Origin of the sequence: Nostoc punctiforme PCC 73102 (assembly GCF_000020025.1) — a bacterium.
Lineage (GTDB): Bacteria > Cyanobacteriota > Cyanobacteriia > Cyanobacteriales > Nostocaceae > Nostoc > Nostoc punctiforme.
The window spans coordinates 121,540-138,389 of the sequence record NC_010632.1 but is presented as its reverse complement, the minus strand read 5'-3'; the positions used below and the strand labels follow the sequence as shown (position 1 = coordinate 138,389).

The window sequence follows — 16,850 nt, the reverse complement described above, 5'->3', positions numbered from 1 at the left end:
TTGGAAAGATATGGCTGACAATGAAGATTTTTACTCTCTACCTACTGATTTCCGTCTTCCGCCTTCAAATACCAGCAGTAATACAATTGCACTCGCAGCGAAAACACTTCCAGCAATGAAAGTTGCTTTTGGACTGATTGTTTGCCACAAAATACCTCCCAACAGGCTAGCTGGTAAAAGCGCTACACCAATAGCCAAATTAATTAACCCAAAAGCAGTACCCCGTAGATGGGACGGAACTCTATCTGCTACTAGTGCTAACAATATGCCCTGACTCATTCCCTGATGCAGTCCATACAGCCCAAACAGTCCCCACACCTGCCAAGGAGCATCAACAAAGGCAAAACCTAGATATGCTAAAGCATACACACAAAATCCACCTACTAATAGTCCCAATCTACCAATGCGGTCAGATAGCAATCCTACTGGATAGGCGCTGAGAGAGTAAGCTACATTCATTACAACCAGGGTAAGTGGTACTAGCGAGGCAGATATTCCAGCTTGCTGTGCTTGCAGCAATAAAAAAGCATCACTAGAGTTACCAAGATTAAATAGTAGCGCAACTGCAACTAGCACCCAGTAGCTTTTACCTAAACTTTGCAAAGCAGACCACTGTAGAGGATTATTCTGTCTTTGACTGTTGATATTGCTGGGTTCCCGCACGCCAATTGCTAAAAGAGCTACTGCTAAGATACCGGGAAGCACCGCTAACCAGAAAACTAGACGAAAGTTCTGTCCTGAAAAAGACATCAACATAAATGCAATTAGTGGCCCAGTAAATGCGCCGATGGTGTCCAGAGACTGGCGCAAACCGTAGGCGGCTCCACGATTAGCGCTATCGGTAACATCTGCTACTATTGCATCGCGGGGAGCTACACGGATTCCCTTGCCAACGCGATCGCCAAAACGAGCCATCAATACCCACCCAGGACTAGTTGCCAATGCAAACAGGGGTTTAACTAAGGTAGATAGCCCATAACCAGCGACAGCCAATCTCTTACGCTGTCCTAAATAATCGCTTAAGGCCCCTGAAAAAACTTTGAACACAGAAGCAGTTGATTCTGCAATTCCCTCAATCCAGCCAACTGTTAGTAAATCTGCTCCTAATGCCGAAACTAGAAATAACGGCAACACTGAATGAATCATCTCGGAACTAATATCAGTTAACAAGCTGACAAATCCCAAAACCCAGACATTACGAGGAATGGTTTGAAAAGTTTTTCTTGTCACTGTTGCTATTACCTTAACCAGATGAGCTTCCATTAAGAAAACTTAGCATTTTGTCAGAGAACTAAAAAAGCGATGCCACTAGAAAGGGCGGTTAATCGCCAAGATTTGACAACCTGTATGGGTTTATGTATGGTGGTGTGGAGCAATATTATTCTTGTATGTTTAACGAGGCAGTCAGCCCAATCTTTCAACAAAACAACCTAACTAAATATTCAGATATAAAACAAAGAGAAGACGAATTTAAATCCTTGTTTGGTATTGAACTGGTAGAATAGGTGAACTCAAAGAGAGGATTAAATTTTTCTCTATTTAGGAGCGATTTTTTGAGTGAAGGTAACTTGCCATATAACAATGATGTTCAGAAAAAATATGGAGAGCGGGCGGCAGAATTGATTGGGGAATTAATTTGTATTTGAAAGGTTGGGCATTAATTAAGTAGGTAGGCATAATTAAACATAAAGTAAAATCCTAGTTAGTAGTGAGCGATTTATCGCTCAAAGCAAGGATTATTACGACTAAAGTCCTGACTACAAACTTTAATTTATTTACGTCTAGCTACTTATTCTGGTCTAACGAAGAGGCTGGGGAAAGGGGGCAGGGATTAAAAACTAATACCTTTTCCCCTTACCTATGGCAGTGAAAATAAAGCGCTGTTACTTAGTGTGATGCCTCCTTGCATGATGAGATTTTTGATGATGTATGTTTTGATGTTTAGTATGGGTGATTCTATGGATCTTTGTAATAGGCACTCTTCTAACATCACTAGCTTCTGTATCCCCATCTTCATGACTGCTGTCACGATCATTAGGGCTATCAGCTTCAGCGAGTTTGATACCGCTTTTATATTGCTGTGTAGCTAAAAGTTGAGATGGTAATTGATTGCCATAAGTTGCTCGTGTAAAACTACCAAACCCCAAAATACCTATAAAAACTGTTGACAGAACAATTTTTGTCGAAATTTTCATGACGTAAAGCCTCTTGAAATCTTAACTATTTGACTCTACAATAGACATGAAAAGTCAAGAACTAGAAAAGATTTTAGCCAGGGCAAGAGCATTTAAATTACTCTTAATATTGCTCGGTTAAGGAAAATAAAGGCTAAAAATAGAGAAATTATGTTCGTGTATTGGTTACGAGAATGAAGTGGATTTTCCAGAACTTACTTTTTTTCTAGAAGGCCTTCGTACAAATCTATCCAGCTTTATCGAAGAGAATCGATACATGACTGTAGATGCTGAATTTGAGGCTCACAAAATCGCTGACGAACAAACCAAAGTTCAAGCCGAACTCGACCAGCACATCGCAAACCTTGCCCAAGCCTTAGCTCCCGAACCACTGACAACCCCTGACTGTCTAATTGGTATGTTTAAGCTTATCCACTAACAATTTTAGTAGGGTTTAAGCTTTCAAATTTGTGTTGTGTACTAATCAGACAGTCAGGGGCTAAACCACAATACTAAGCGAAAGTAAAGTTGTTAGCAGTCAGCGTACTAGATGTTACACCTAGCAGTGAAACTAATTCAGTAGATCCTACCTTCAGTAAGGTATCACTGCCAACTTGTGACAGCGTTAGATCGCTGAATTTAGTAGCACTAGCAATACCGCCAATTCCCAACAGATCAACTCCTGGAATGAAGTCGGTAACAATATTCTTGCTGGTTGGTAGTCCGGCATTGGCAATCCAGAATTGGTCAGCACCAGCGCCACCAGTCAGGCGATTTCCACCTCCATTACCAGTAAATAGGTGATCGTCACCATCGCCACCAGACAGAAAATCATTGTGATTGGCGTAAAGTGTATCATTTCCAGAACCACCATAGAGACGGTTATTACTGCCACCACTACGGAGAGTATCATCGTTGGAACCCCCAAACAGGAATTGTCCAGAACCCTCAACTACTTGGAGGTTGTCATTACCAGCACCACCAAACAGATTATTATCTGCTTTGGCTTCTACTACGGTGATGGTATCATTACCATTTCCACCATCAACATTGGTATTACCAGCTTGACCGTCTGCACCAACAAAGACTTGATCGTTGCCATCATTGCCAAACACTGAAGAGTCACTGCCTACAAACACCGTATCATCACCGTTACCCGCCATAACTGTGGTGTTAGGATTGGCAGATTCTACTGTATCTGCGCCGTTACCAGCAAAGAGAATTTGGTTGGAGTTGACGGTGACATCATCGCTATTAGTTGAACCAAATGTGATGTCTGGTGCTGGCTGGGTTAAGCCAGGTAATAACTGAGTTCCGTCAATCTGCACACCTTGAAGTTGGTTAGGATCTAAGCCTAGAGACTGTAGTGTAGTCGGGGCAATTTGGGTAGTAGAAACGGTTTGAGTGTTGGTCGTCCCTTGGAGACTGCTGGCTAATCCACTACTACCAGCAATCAAGGCTACATGAGTGTCAGCATCAGTAAATCCACCATGCTCTGCACGTTTCTTGGTAGCATTACCAAAAAAGTAGCCATTATTGAGTTCGACAACAATATCAGGAGTGCGATCGCTGGTTGCTGGATCTCCCAATCCGGCATTGATAATCCCTTGACCATACAGTACCGTTCCCTGAGCAGCAGCATCCTCTGTAGAAAAGGCCACCCCGGTATTTGGATCGATCGCACTATCAAATGAGTAATTCTTATCATTCAGTAGTGCTACAGCTTTTTGAACATCGGATGGATTCTTCAAGAAGAGCAAGGATGAAGTATCGCCACCTCTCTCAGCATCAAGCTGAATACCATTCTGTGCGAGAAGTGCGCCAAAAGCAGTCAGGTTGCCATCACCACCGACAGCACCAGTCACACTATCAAATGTACTATTCAAACCAACGGTAGGATCTTGGACTGGGTTTTGTCCGTGCTTGGCGGTTAAAACCACCAGAGTTGAACTGTCCAATCCTTGCTTTTGTAATTCATCCAAAATCAGACCAATGCTCTGATCGGTATGATCGATTGCCGTTACCAGATCGGGACGAGCATTTCCATTAGCGTCAATCCCGCCACCGTTAAATTGAGTAGCTGGCTCTTTCTCGGCTACACTCACAGCTTGTAAATTCAAGCCAAAAATTGCTGGAGTGTCAACTTTTGTCGTCCCCGCAGCGTTAAAGCCATCGATCTCGTTGAGTATTTGCTTAACCTTGAGATCGTCGTAGGCGGAGGTTGTTGCCACACTGGTGAACTGATTCGCGCTAAAACCAGTGGGTGGAGCCTTAAACAGAGCCGGATTACCCTTTGTCGCGTCGTTAAAGAAATTGGATGTAATATCAGGGTTGGTATTGGAGTAAGGAGTCCCTGTTGACTGATCGACTAAAGCACCCGTGCTAGTTGGGAGAGTACCGGGCTTAGTTGGATCGATCGCTACTGCGGCATTAATTTCTAGGGAAGAGTAATCGTCGATACTACCAACCTTTCCCGTAGCAAAATTAAACTGCGTGGGATCTGAAGACGGTCCAGCAAGAATTGTATAAGCTGCGGGATGCTTGTCAGACCAAGCAGTACTCAGTCCAGCCGCGTTAGCCACATCAAAAATTGTATTGACCTTGAGGTATTGGTTGGGATAAACAGGGTTGCCATTGCTATCAACAGGCAGTTGACTGGTATCAAACCCTTGACCACCATCTAAAGTACCACCAGCAGCCCAAGATGCATCAACGTTTTCGGCAAATTCCACACCAGTACCCGGTTTAGCAGTACCGGCGGCGATTTCAGCAGCAGTAGTACCTGGAGCATACAAGGTGCGACTGTAGGATTTGTCATAAAATACACCAGTCGTGCCAGGATTCGCACCAGTGATATAGTTTAGTTCGCCAGGGAAGGAGTCAGAGGGTGCAGAGGTGAAAGCATTGGTGTAGGTAACACCTTCGCCTTGCAAACGCTTGATATTGCTTAAAGAAGATTGCAGATTAGCAACTGAGAGGTCAGAGTTGTGTAATCCATCAATGGAAATAATTAGAACATGATTAAAGGTAGGACTTGCCGGAGGTTGGGTAGAAACAACTGGTGGAGAAACAGGTGTTGACGAGGGTGTGAAGGAAACACCGCGAAGGACTTCACCGTATTTGGCTGACTCTACTGTGTTAAAGCTTTCGGTTATGGGTAAATTCGTCGCTGACACCAGATCAGTAATTGCCACAACTTTATTTGGGTCTGCACCCTGATCGGTTTGGGTGCTAACTGTTGAAGTTACACCATAAATTGTCACAGTTCCGTCACCATTAACTTGACCTGTAATGTTACGAAGACCAGCAGTAGCAGTTGGAGCAGAATAAATTTCTCCGTTAGGCCCATCAGCAACGCTAGAACTGTAATCTTGACCAAGATTCAAGCCATTTTGTAAAGTGTAGTCTAGATGCCATGTGCCATTAGCCAAACTCCACTTTGACAAACCAGCATTAGCATCGTTTGCAGCTAGAAGCAGATCGGCAGCTGATTTCTCATTTTTGATTCCAGCGCCTTCATCAGCAACATACAAGGTTGTCGGATTGGCAAACCACAGCCCAAAGGGATAGAAGTTGGTCGAACCATTTGCTAAATCCGTTGGGAAACCAGGCAAAATAGTGATGCTAGCAGTACTCGCATTGTCAAGGGTAGGAAGAGTACCGCTAGTTGGAGTCACTTTGTAGACAGTGTTGACTCCATTACTACCACTGCCTTTGGAGACGTAAAGGGAGTTATCATAGGGGTTCAGTGTCAGACCACGGAAGTTGTCGTCTTTACCTGTTTTATCCCCAGTGGTAATACCTGGTAAATCAGTGATTGAGAAACCATACTGATTACCAGTGGTAGATCCTACAGAGCCTTTTTCTATCCCAACTACAGTTGTATTACCTGTTGTATCTCCAGGTTGGATTGCTTGTACACCAGTGTTGGCGCTTAAATCAGATAGTGTAGTACCTGTTTGGATAATCTTTGCTTTGGCATCGACACCGGTAACTGTAGCCGGCGCACTAATGACGAAAGTATTAGTGGTTGGGTCAGTAGAAACCACAGTCACAGGAACACCATTGGCATCAGTTGCGGGAATATTGCTTCCGGCGATCGCTTGTCCTACAACCAAACCAGTGATATCGGTAGTCCCGATCGTTGTGCTGCCTTCAGTAGTGGTCGCTCCAGCAATAGAAATACTACCTCCATTGCCAGCATTTCCTACTGTATAGTAAAGACCATTACTACCCAAAAGACCAGCGCGACCGTTATTTCCGCTATAGGCATTGATTGGAGTTAGATCGACAACGTTACCATTGCTATCAATTTGAGTAATTGCACGTTGAATTGTGCCGACGCTTGATACGGGGTTAGTATTGTCTACGTGTCCGGGTGTGTTCGAGTTTGATACGTCTAGTGTGTTTGATGCAGCTAGATATGACACGAATGTAACACCCGTACCATCTGGAGTTAAGTTCAGTGCTAACTCTGACTTAGATGGGAAGCTGGTAGACAAGTTTTTCCCAAGCTGGTTGCTTACTGTCTGCGTCACATTTTCAAAGTTGACTAATGTCCCAGAGGGCGTAACTTGATCGAGAAAAATCGGCGAAGTTACACCAAAACTACCATCTACGCTTTCGTTTGAAAATACATTCGGATATGTGCCATCAGCAACTGACGCTACTCCGTTTGGCAATGTCCCAGGAAAAGTTACTGTTGAAGCCGTGCCAGTATATACACTACGGCTAACCAATAGATTGCCAGGAGTAAAAATGGTTGTAGATGCCATAAATTCCTCTGAATTTGGAAGTAAATATCTAAATCTAGTTATTATCTAGTCACTTAAGAATTACGCATGGACAGAACTCACTAGATATACAGTAGGAATTTTAGATATTAACTAACCTTCGATTTGTCGCAGCATAAGCAAGGAAAACATTCAATGAGTAACACGTCCAATTACCACTCATTTAAAAGTAGTTCCCAAAAATCTGAAACAACTAATATTAGTTAATTCATCAAATATTCCATTTATCTAGTGCGTAAATCCTATATTTGGTATTTGGTTTACTGCTAAATATTTTTTGGGCTTATTGTCAACTTGATAAATAACTAGATAGCTAATGATATTGGCAAAATGTTAAGATATGTTTATGAAAAAACTATGTAAAGATTAAAAAGTATATTAGACTTCTTGCAGAAGTGGGAAAAAAGTTAAGGGGTAAAGGGATACTTATCTCAATGTTAAATCTAGGCGAGAAAAAATCCGTAAATTTTACTGTTAAGAGTACAAATTCATAGGAAAACAGATGATGCTGGATACTCATTACGCTCGCTCCTAGTCATGGTATTAGTCTGTCAATAAAAATTTTAGGTATGAATCAATTTTTCAATTTCTCTTTTTTTCTCTTCCTGTGCGTCCTTTGTGGTTCTTCTAACAATACCTTAGCCAAAATAAGAGCATGAAGAGGTAGGGCGCTTCGTAGTAGAGTTATTGTCTCTCACAACGACAACTCAAAAACTGCAAGCCACCCATGCCAGACATCTTATCACTCTTACAATGCTTGCTACCGCAGATAAACGCTACAACAATGCGGCAATTGAACCAGATCATCCTGGCCATGTTAGCAATGAGCGGGCGAGCCACTTGAGCCAAGTGTTTAGGAAGTGATGTCTGCGACAAGTTACAAAGTTACAAAGTGCCTGTGGTGATTGAGCTTTTGCCCAGTTCCTTCATGCGATCGCCTTCACCTTTGCCCTTGCCACAACCGCTCTCCACAGCCTACGATTGCTTCCTTGGGGTAATGGTGCAACGCTTGACCAGATTTTGATAACCATTGGTTTACACGCATACAACTGATAGGATTGTGTTGGGCTTGGTTTATTGTCTCTAATCCTTATAGGATACAGTTTTCAAGGTTTATAGTTGAATGTCACTAAGAAAACTTGTCAGGGCTATCTTGTTGGGGGTAGGGTTTACGTTTAACTTAGTGCCATTCGTTTATAGTTCTTTTTGCATAAAGTACAAAACTTTAGCTGAAGAATATTACATACCAAACGAATTATATGTAAACGAAGGGACGTAATAATAAATACTAAACAAGAGAGAAAATTTTTAATTTATCTACCTATAGGCGTAGCCTATTGCGAATTGATCTCCTTGTACTGAGTTCAGCGTGAGCGTAGTCGTACCACTTTGTGGAAGCAAGCTACGCATAGCGTCTGCGACAGGAGAAGGGCGCAGCCGTAAAGCCTGCGGCATAGCTACGCCCTAAGCATAGCCTCTCCAAGAGTTGTATTGTGAATTGGTATTAACCAGAGCCACCAAAAATTCCAGTTTTGTGGGGGTTTTAAACCGCAAGTTCGCTAGCGATCGCGGCAGAGAGCAGAAAGTTTGCACTGAGCATAGCAAAAGTGCAGTATTCCCAACTGAGCCCCTATTAAGAACTGCCCCCGACTTTCCTGATAAATACTTATGCAGATTCTTATGTAGTAACTAATACCAAGGTAAGACGAAAAGAATTATGTATTTAGCTACAAGTGATTAAACAATGGTTTAGTCTTTATTTAAACATGGAAATGAAAAAGGAAGTCAAGCAAGATACAGCACTTGCGTCTGTTATGAGGTACGCACACAGTCTCAAAAGTTAGGATAGAAAAGGGATATGGGTAAAATTGTGCTTCATAAGAGCCGGAAGTGCTGTAATGCTAGTAAGCTGATTCTAGTTTGTGATGATATTTTTGATAACTGCTTTTTCCTTCAAACAGTCTTAGAAATAGAGGGTTATCAAGTTGAAACTGTCGATTCGGGAGCAGCAGCACTTGCTTTTTTAGAATCTAAAAGACCTGCTCTACTTCTACTGGATGTAATGATACCTGTTATGAATGGGTACGAAGTAGTTCACCACATTAAAAATAATCCTCTTTTAGAATCTCTACCTATTGTATTGATCACAGCTGATGAAAGGGAATTTTTTCGGAAAGAAATTGATGTGAAGGTGGATGGATTTATCCGAAAGCCTGTTGAGCCGGATGTATTAATAAAATATGTTCAAGCAACCTTACGGCAATCGCCTTGTTTATAACCCTAATGTATCAATGAAGTAGCTAGCATTTGTGAGGAAATATTTAAGAGTTACGGCTTAAAATCTCTCGGACTTTATAGGTGACTGTTTCTATATTACACACATTCGGACTAAGAATTCTGTGCGATACCGTACAAAGGCGCGTACAAGGTCTTTCAATTGAGGCTTTTACAGATAAGCTACTTGATATCTGCTATCGATTCCATTTGAAAGTCAATCATGAGTAGATGTTCACAGTAGTATTCATTTTGGCTTTATAGTTCGTAAATCAACTAACTCGTTACCCTTATTTTGTCTACAATTTGTGGACATTTGATTAGCTGCTGCAACTTCACCACCCCATAACTCTGGCAGATCACGCAGTACCACCCCCTGCCCGACGATGTGGCGATGGCAAAAGTCTTCGGTTTTTTCACGCGCAGCACAGCGTAATATCTGCGTCTGAGTTGCGCTGCTTTCTTACCCAAAGATCAATCAATTGCCGCCGGGAGGTGAAGAATCAGCAGAAACTGGCGCTCGTACTCAAGTTCAGCTTCAGCATCCTGGGCAGAGGCTTTCCACCACTTGAGCAGTTCTGGAGTTGGGGCAAAGAGAGGCAGGTGCAAACCCTTCCAATTGTGTGGAGGATAAAGTGAGATGGAGATCCCCTCACCTCGGATTTCGCCACGATAATATAAGGTATAGATTGTCATCGCACACGCTCCAAATCGTAATCAGTTACCCGTGCAATGGAATCTCTGGATGTAAAAACCTCGTCACCTTTTTCCGATATAGCAGGTGATATCCATTCGATACTGTAAAACCAGCAATCGTTAATCAGTTGAATGCCCTGGACAATACGAATCGGTGGCCTATCACCATAAACAATTCGCAATTCGCAATTCGCAATTCGCAATTCGCAATTCGCAATTCACAATTCACAATTCGCAATTGTAAAATACAAAATACTTATTGCAAGCAATTTAATGTTCAGTTGGTTTATCAATTCCAATTTAATTAAATACTCACTATCTTTAAATTGATATAAGCTTAAAATCATTGCTGACTTAACTGCGAAGGGCGAAAAAGCGAGTTGCGAATTGGATAGCTGTTCCACTTCGTAGTAATTGCTTCGATAATGTTCGACAAACTCCAGGTTTTTCATATAAGAAACTACAAGCTTTAACTATTCTTATTGCCAAAGCTTGCGTTCTCTCAGTAATGCTAAATTGTTGACTCATACATTTAGTTCCTTTCCTAAAATTGCGAATTGCGAATTGCGAATTGGTTTGACCCCAAGGAGGTGAAAGATACCAACAAGTTTCTAGATTCGGGACTTGGTTAATCATGCTTATGCCTCCTGACAGGAGTTTAGACTCCACAAATAATCAATCCGTTTCCAAGCGATCGCAGCTTGCCGGGGAGAACAACTCAAACCATAAGCACGACGGGCATCATAATTACCCTTGATCCCCTTGGCTACTCCAACGGGAATCCCAAAAGCCACCTCACGAATGCCGGGTTGATAGCTTCGGTTTTCATGAGAGAGCAAGTTTATTGCCTGAGTTAGTTGTGCCGAGGCAAAGAAATCCGCCGCAGATGATGTTGGATTGTTGCCGATGGCAGTGGTACTTGGCGATATCTGTGTGGATTGGGATTTCTGGTTATTCGTAGCAAAGTCGTGATTGTGACTAGGAGATATCTAGACCCGCATTTCTCACAAGCTTCAGGCGTTTGATAGAGCAGAGGGGCAGAGGGGAAGGAACTTAGTATTTGAACTCTCCCCTGCACAAGCACAGGCTTTGAGAGGTGTGGTGAGAAATCCGAGTTAGACAGCTTACTGGACTTGGAGTTTGTCGAAGTTAAGCAAAAAAGGCAAACTATCCAGCACTAATAAAAAATTGACAAGTTAATCAAAGGATTATTCATTGCAATCGCAGCTTATATTCTGTAAATTTTAAATTTTAAGAGATATTATTGTGAAAATTTTAGTTTCACAATATTTAGATTATCTATTTTATAAAAATTTCTAACATTCACACGAATTCAGAGGTTTATGGCCAAAGAGTAAAATTTATAAAATAAAGGTTAGGCTTTTATAAAAATCAATTAGTTTTTTAATTAGATATTCAAAAAAATATTTTTTCTATTTCTAATGCTGACTCAAACTTTACTATTAATAGAGGTTTAGTATTGAATTTACTTCTAATATATATCGGAATAACCGTTTATTTAGTATTTGCTTGGTATTTGTTGAATCAATGGTTATTTTTCTTGATAGATGATAAAGACATGAGCCGAAAGCAGTACTTTTTATCTGGAATAATTTTAGTATTAATAACTATTTTTTTGGCCCATAGTAGTACCATTAGCTTATATAGAATTACTGAAATTTCATCGTAAATACAGTAAAAAGATTGATTTATTGAAAGATTAAAAAAGTACTTTTAGCTATAAATTATTCAGCTAATTCCTGAAATATTTACAATAAGTAATGTAGGTTTTTGATTTGGCAGTTTTTTCTTAAATCATAATTATCAAATGTTATCGAAATGAAAACTAAACTAAAGATATCGCTGCTTGTATGGAATTTGTCTACTAATGATGGTTTCATTCGAGCATCGTTATTGAAATCAGCGTTAGAAAAATTGGGTTATGAAACAGAAATATTAGGATTTTTATTTAACAAAAATCTCTCTGCTGCCATTCCATCTGATACGAAACTTTTTGCTATAGAAGGTGGAAATTATCCGAAATTTTTTCCAGCAGTCAACAAAGTTTTAAAACATATTGATGGAGATATAATTTATGCAATTAAACCACAGATAGCGAGTTTCGGAGTTGCACTGTTAAAAAGTTTATACAGCAGAAAACCAGTGATTTTAGACATAGATGATTGGGAACTTAGCTGGCATGGTGGTGACAACTGGCGTTATTGTCCGACACTGAAACAATTAGCTAGGGATTTATTGAAATCAGACGGCGCACTCAGGAGCCCATATCATCCTTTGTACGTTAAATGGATGGAAGGTTTAGTAAATCATGCGGATGCTGTGACGGTGCATACTAAATTTTTGCAGCAGCGTTTTGGTGGTATGTTGGTTCCTAATGGCAAGGATACCTCTTTATTTGATCCGGCTCAATGTAATCCTGATTCTAGTAGAAGTCGCTATAATTTATCTGAATACCGAATTTTAATGTTTCCTGGTGCACCTAGACCTTATAAAGGTTTAGAAGATGTTCTTATAGCGTTAGAAAAAATTAATCAGCCAGACTTAAAATTAGTGATTATTGGTGGCAGTCCTTATGATGATTACGATCAACAACTTCAACAACGTTGGGGACGCTGGATTATCAAACTACCAAAGTATCCAGTTGATGCCATGCCGGATCTAGTTGCTGCTGCTCATATTGTTGTCGTTCCCCAGCGAGATACTCCAGAAACTCGCGCTCAATTTCCTTTGAAGTTGACTGATGGAATGGCAATGGCTAAACCTGTATTATCAACACGTGTTGGAGATATTCCCGAAATTTTAGGTGATACTGGTTATTTAGTTGAGCCTTCTTGTCCTGAACAAATTGTTAAACAAATTCGATTAATATTTGAGAATTTAGAATCAGCAAACCAGCGAGGTATTAAAGCCAGACAAAGATGTGTAGAAAAATATAGTATAGAGGTTATGGCTTCTAAACTCGCACCGTTAATTACTAATCTCCTCTAGGCTGATGTCATGTCCTCACTACAAGCCTAACACTACAGTTATGATAATCTCCTCAATCAGCAGCCATCATAGAAAATCAAACTACTCTTCTTATTGAGCGAAAGTTTATAATATTCTCTAAATATGATTAAGAAAAATGATTAAGCCTAAAAATGTGTATCGCGGACACTCAATGGAAAAAGTTGGTTACGGTAAAAGAGCGGTATTTAAAACAACTATCAACGAAAGAGAATGGTCTGCCGTGACTGAATTAGAGGTAAAAACAGCAATTGATGCTTGGATTGATGAAGGAATAGAGCCTTAGTTATTGCCTGCATAGCTTAAAAATTCGCTGGACAATCTGAATCGATGACCCATCACCGTAAAATCGAAACTCGACCAACTCACCGAGTCGAAACATAGGTTTTTTTTAGTGTTCGGTTGTGAGTTGCCGTGCCGACGCAAGGGAAACCCCACGTAAACTATAGGCAAGATTTGCAGTATTTATACAGGGGTATAAATAATTACTAAGTCATAAACTGAATGTTGGTAAAAGATGATTATAGTAAATTTATATACTCTATTGATGTGAATAAATCGGTAGAGTATTTTTGTGAAAGTGCATCTATCGTAAGCAATCGCCTCTCCTGTGCCCTTGTTACAATCGCCCCTCCACAGCCTGCGATTGTTTTTTGGGGTAATGGTGCATTTATGTTTGACCAAATTTTGATAACCATTGGTTGTACGTATTCAGCCAAGGGTGTTGTATTGAGCTTGGTTTATTGCGCCTAACCCTTGTATAGTGAAGATTTCACAGTTTTTCGCTCTTTTTGCATAAAGTACAAAACTTGAACTGAAGAGTATTACATAGCGAACAAATTAGATGTAAAGAGGGGGGCAACAGTTTAAAACTCCCATATTTAATTTTTTTTACAAGCACTGCTCTGGACTCCTTGCCCTAGGGCAGTTTTTCATTGCACAGGCGGTTAACTAGAGTTAACACTCATGCTCAGTAACTTTGTATTAGACATGCAGTGCATTATTTACTTTGTATAAGAGGAATAATTGTATTACAGCCCGTAAGAATTTGGATTTTTAAAAAGCATAAAGGAGGTAATGATTTATGGGAACTTATTTAATGCTTGGCAGCGGAGCATTTTGGATACTGACTTATATTTTGTTGATTCAACGTGGCTTTAAAGATCAAACGTATGGAATGCCATTGGTTGCGTTGTGTGCCAATCTTTCCTGGGAATTTATATTTTCTTTTATTCATCCTCATCAGCCACCACAACTTCAAATCAATATTGTGTGGTTGATGCTTGATTTAATTATCTTGTATGGATTTTTCAAGTTTGGGCAATCTGAGTTGAAGGACATACCAAATAAATTATTTTATCCAGTGTTTATATTAACTTTATTTACTAGCTTTTGCTGTGTCCTGTTAATCACAGATGAATTTCAAGATTGGAGCGGTGCGTATACAGCTTTTGGGCAAAATCTTCTCATGTCTATTCTCTTTATTGATATGTTGACCAAACGTAATACTGTCCGAGGTCAATCAATCTTTATTGCTATCTTCAAAATGATAGGAACTTTGCTGGCTTCCATTGGTTTTTATATTAATCATCCAACACAAGGTAGATCACTTTTATTTATATTTTTATATACTGCGATTTTTGTTTTTGATCTAATATATGCGGGGATGATTGCTATGAAGATAAAAAGCTTCGAGAAAAAAAAGCTTAATCACGCACTAACCCGGCAGTAGTGGAAAATAACTTTAGGAACATGGTATATAGTAATACTCCAAAACTGCTGCTAACAAGCGTAGGAGTAATAGCGATCGCCTACATTTCAACTAGACCACCAAAAATTCTAGTTTTGTGGGGGTCTTAAACCCCCTTATTCATTCTTCAGTGATGCACTGACTGCAGTCGTTGTGTCGTACAGAATTCATACCTGTTTTCTGACGACTGACATATGTATTCTGGTCGATAAATTCTGCATTATTTTGTAACCAAAATTTACTGTTTACTTTCATGCATTTTGTTAAATTGTGTTGAAATTATTAGCAATTTTGATTTTTTTTGTCTAGGATTAGTTTTTTATAAGTTTTTGTCTTCCCTCATTTAATATTTGATTATGGAATTAGTATTAGTGAAGCTAGGAGGCTCCTTAATTACTGACAAGGATAAACCTTATACTGCTCGAAGAGAAGTTATAACACAACTGGTTGAGCAAGTGAGCCTAATCAAACGTGAAAATCCTAATCTGAAACTGATTATTGGTAACGGTGCTGGTTCTTTCGCCCACCAATCAGCGAATAAATATAATACAATTAACGGTTTTTCAGGTGATGAAGAAAAACTAGGGTTCTGCTTAGTCCACCAAGATGCTTTAGATTTAAATTTCCTACTAGCTAAAAGTTTTTTACAAGTAGGTTTACCAGTGGTAAGTTTGCCACCTATTAGTATGATAATTACTCACAACAAAAAACTATTGAAGAGTGACTTTAGTGGGATAGAAAGCAGTCTACAAGCAGGTTTAATTCCTTTAGTTTTCGGTGATGTCGTTCTAGATCAAGCTATTGGTGGTACTGTCTTTTCGACAGATGCAATGCTTGCAGAACTAGCGAAATACTTCTATCTTCAAGGTAAGTTTAAAGTTAGACTAATAAATGTTGGGAATTATGCAGGTGTATATGATCGAGCAAAAGTGTTGAATGTTAAGAAAAATCCGATAAAAACAGCCCAAAATATGTTAAATTTTGGGCGGAAGATTAAAGTATATCTATTTAATAGTGATTATAAATTCATTTCCCAAGATTGTCAAAGATATCTTGAGAGGACTGCCAAAAAACGATTATCCAGTATTGAACAGTCGTCTGTTCTTTGAGTGCTGGTTATCTTATGCTATGGATAACAGCTTAACAAGTATGCGAGATTTATTTAACAGATTAAACAACACAGGATTTCCGGTAGATATTTCTACTTTCTCTAAAGCAAACTTACATCGAAGTCAAAAACCTTTTCAAGAAATTTACCAAAAATTAAATGAATTAGTACAGAAGAAAGTTCAAAAAAAGTTACATGATAAATATGCAATTTGTCCAATAGATTCAACAATTATTACTCTCACAAGTAAATTGTTATGGGTACTAGGACACCATCAAGTAAAACTTTTCAGTTCTCTAAATTTAGCTACTGGAAGTCCATCAGATAACTTCATAAACTTTGGACATGACCATGACTATAAATTTGGTTGTAAAATGATGTCTAGTCTACCAAATAATGCTGTTGGTGTAATGGATAGAGGTTTTGCTGGATTAAAATTTATCCAAGAATTAGTCCAAGAAAACAAATACTTTGTTTTGCGGGTAAAAAACAATTGGAAGTTAGAATTTGAGGAGCAAACTGGATTAATTAAAGTTGGTGCATCTAATGATGCTCAAGCCTATAGAGTGATTAATTTTTGTGATTTAGAAACGAAAACTGAGTTTCGATTAGTAACCAATTTACCAACATTAGGAGAGGCTGCCGTTAGTGATTATGAAATCAGGGATATTTATCGATTGCGTTGGGGAGTTGAATTGTTGTGGAAGTTTTTGAAAATGCACTTAAAACTTGACAAGTTAATTACTAAAAATGTTAATGGTATCACCATACAAATTTACGTTACTTTAATAGCTTATCTAATTTTACAGATATTATCTGTACCACAACAATGGGGACATACGCTATTAGATAAATTCCGCTATTTACAATCTTGTATGTGTCAGAAAATAAGTTATGTTCATTGGTTTGAAGAGATGATGTCATGTTGACTATTTTAGGCTTTTTAGAGTTAGTGTAACTAGATATGTAAACTTTTGTATCAGCATTCAACATTTCTGATGATCGAGATGGGCAAGTAGTTTCCAATA

13 protein-coding genes and 2 pseudogenes are annotated in these 16,850 nt (G+C 39.4%); 7 read left to right on the top strand and 8 right to left on the bottom strand.

Annotated elements, in window-relative coordinates; translation table 11 throughout:
• Positions 1 to 30: 30 nt before the first annotated feature.
• Both NPUN_RS35915 and NPUN_RS35905 read right to left on the bottom strand, forming a co-directional pair.
• Positions 31 to 1,230 carry an MFS transporter gene (locus NPUN_RS35915; RefSeq protein WP_083782521.1) on the bottom strand — a complete coding sequence of 400 codons (1,200 nt, stop codon included), beginning with the start codon at positions 1,228 to 1,230 and terminating at the stop codon, positions 31 to 33.
• Positions 1,231 to 1,883: 653 nt separating this feature from the next.
• On the bottom strand, positions 1,884 to 2,195 hold the full coding sequence (locus NPUN_RS35905; RefSeq protein ID WP_012413276.1) for a hypothetical protein: 312 nt from the start codon (positions 2,193 to 2,195) through the stop codon (positions 1,884 to 1,886).
• A gap of 256 nt (positions 2,196 to 2,451) precedes the next feature.
• Here NPUN_RS35905 and NPUN_RS42410 point away from each other — a divergent pair, with 256 nt between their 5' ends.
• A complete protein-coding gene (locus NPUN_RS42410) occupies positions 2,452 to 2,613 on the top strand; it encodes a hypothetical protein (protein ID WP_012413275.1) in 162 nt (53 codons plus the stop codon).
• 73 nt (positions 2,614 to 2,686) lie between these two features.
• Here the strand turns inward: NPUN_RS42410 and NPUN_RS38120 are convergent, their stop codons facing one another.
• Positions 2,687 to 6,949: a calcium-binding protein gene (locus NPUN_RS38120; RefSeq protein ID WP_012413274.1), complete on the bottom strand. Its 4,263-nt coding sequence runs from the start codon at positions 6,947 to 6,949 to the stop codon at positions 2,687 to 2,689.
• Positions 6,950 to 8,825: 1,876 nt separating this feature from the next.
• Between NPUN_RS38120 and NPUN_RS35890 the strand changes: the two genes are divergently transcribed.
• Entirely contained in the window at positions 8,826 to 9,245 is a 420-nt protein-coding gene (locus NPUN_RS35890; protein ID WP_012413273.1) for a response regulator, read from the top strand.
• A gap of 470 nt (positions 9,246 to 9,715) precedes the next feature.
• On the opposite strand, the gene NPUN_RS43950 is transcribed toward NPUN_RS35890, so the two are convergent.
• The 5 genes and pseudogenes from NPUN_RS43950 to NPUN_RS42630 form a co-directional block, all read right to left on the bottom strand.
• A complete protein-coding gene (locus NPUN_RS43950; RefSeq protein WP_012413272.1) occupies positions 9,716 to 9,937 on the bottom strand; it encodes a hypothetical protein in 222 nt (73 codons plus the stop codon).
• Positions 9,934 to 10,140, bottom strand: coding sequence for a DUF1392 family protein (locus NPUN_RS39840; protein ID WP_083782516.1), 207 nt, complete (start codon positions 10,138 to 10,140; stop codon positions 9,934 to 9,936). Before NPUN_RS39840 ends, NPUN_RS43950 begins: the two co-directional genes overlap by 4 nt.
• Before the next feature lie 187 nt (positions 10,141 to 10,327).
• Positions 10,328 to 10,465: pseudogene (locus tag NPUN_RS44970) on the bottom strand (four helix bundle protein); the annotation flags it as partial.
• Positions 10,466 to 10,501: 36 nt separating this feature from the next.
• Positions 10,502 to 10,573, bottom strand: a pseudogene (locus NPUN_RS44965) (DUF1392 family protein); the annotation flags it as partial.
• A gap of 2 nt (positions 10,574 to 10,575) precedes the next feature.
• A complete protein-coding gene (locus NPUN_RS42630) occupies positions 10,576 to 10,776 on the bottom strand; it encodes a hypothetical protein (RefSeq protein WP_041566681.1) in 201 nt (66 codons plus the stop codon).
• A gap of 1,000 nt (positions 10,777 to 11,776) precedes the next feature.
• Between NPUN_RS42630 and NPUN_RS35870 the strand changes: the two genes are divergently transcribed.
• From NPUN_RS35870 to NPUN_RS35850, 5 genes are all read left to right on the top strand, one after another.
• On the top strand, positions 11,777 to 12,946 hold the full coding sequence (locus tag NPUN_RS35870) for a glycosyltransferase family 4 protein (RefSeq protein ID WP_012413271.1): 1,170 nt from the start codon (positions 11,777 to 11,779) through the stop codon (positions 12,944 to 12,946).
• 136 nt (positions 12,947 to 13,082) lie between these two features.
• Positions 13,083 to 13,250, top strand: coding sequence for a hypothetical protein (locus NPUN_RS42405; RefSeq protein WP_012413270.1), 168 nt, complete (start codon positions 13,083 to 13,085; stop codon positions 13,248 to 13,250).
• 798 nt (positions 13,251 to 14,048) lie between these two features.
• Positions 14,049 to 14,696: a transmembrane-type terpene cyclase gene (locus NPUN_RS35860; RefSeq protein WP_012413268.1), complete on the top strand. Its 648-nt coding sequence runs from the start codon at positions 14,049 to 14,051 to the stop codon at positions 14,694 to 14,696.
• Between the two features lie 374 nt (positions 14,697 to 15,070).
• Positions 15,071 to 15,823 (top strand): isopentenyl phosphate kinase, encoded by a 753-nt coding sequence (locus NPUN_RS38435; RefSeq protein ID WP_234711207.1) that lies wholly within the window; start codon positions 15,071 to 15,073, stop codon positions 15,821 to 15,823.
• Positions 15,729 to 16,751 carry an IS4 family transposase gene (locus tag NPUN_RS35850; RefSeq protein ID WP_012408090.1) on the top strand — a complete coding sequence of 341 codons (1,023 nt, stop codon included), beginning with the start codon at positions 15,729 to 15,731 and terminating at the stop codon, positions 16,749 to 16,751. The genes NPUN_RS38435 and NPUN_RS35850 overlap by 95 nt, the downstream gene beginning before the upstream one ends.
• Positions 16,752 to 16,850 lie beyond the last annotated feature (99 nt).

Excerpts from the sequence above, each read along its gene's own strand:
- NPUN_RS35890 (WP_012413273.1), top strand. The coding sequence starts at position 8,826 with ATGGGTAAAATTGTGCTTCATAAGAGCCGGAAGTGCTGTAATGCTAGT.
- NPUN_RS42410 (WP_012413275.1), top strand. The coding sequence starts at position 2,452 with ATGACTGTAGATGCTGAATTTGAGGCTCACAAAATCGCTGACGAACAA.
- NPUN_RS42405 (WP_012413270.1), top strand. The coding sequence starts at position 13,083 with ATGATTAAGCCTAAAAATGTGTATCGCGGACACTCAATGGAAAAAGTT.
- NPUN_RS38120 (WP_012413274.1), bottom strand. The coding sequence starts at position 6,949 with ATGGCATCTACAACCATTTTTACTCCTGGCAATCTATTGGTTAGCCGT.
- NPUN_RS35905 (WP_012413276.1), bottom strand. The coding sequence starts at position 2,195 with ATGAAAATTTCGACAAAAATTGTTCTGTCAACAGTTTTTATAGGTATT.
- NPUN_RS35860 (WP_012413268.1), top strand. The coding sequence starts at position 14,049 with ATGGGAACTTATTTAATGCTTGGCAGCGGAGCATTTTGGATACTGACT.
- NPUN_RS38435 (WP_234711207.1), top strand. The coding sequence starts at position 15,071 with ATGGAATTAGTATTAGTGAAGCTAGGAGGCTCCTTAATTACTGACAAG.
- NPUN_RS43950 (WP_012413272.1), bottom strand. The coding sequence starts at position 9,937 with ATGACAATCTATACCTTATATTATCGTGGCGAAATCCGAGGTGAGGGG.
- NPUN_RS35870 (WP_012413271.1), top strand. The coding sequence starts at position 11,777 with ATGAAAACTAAACTAAAGATATCGCTGCTTGTATGGAATTTGTCTACT.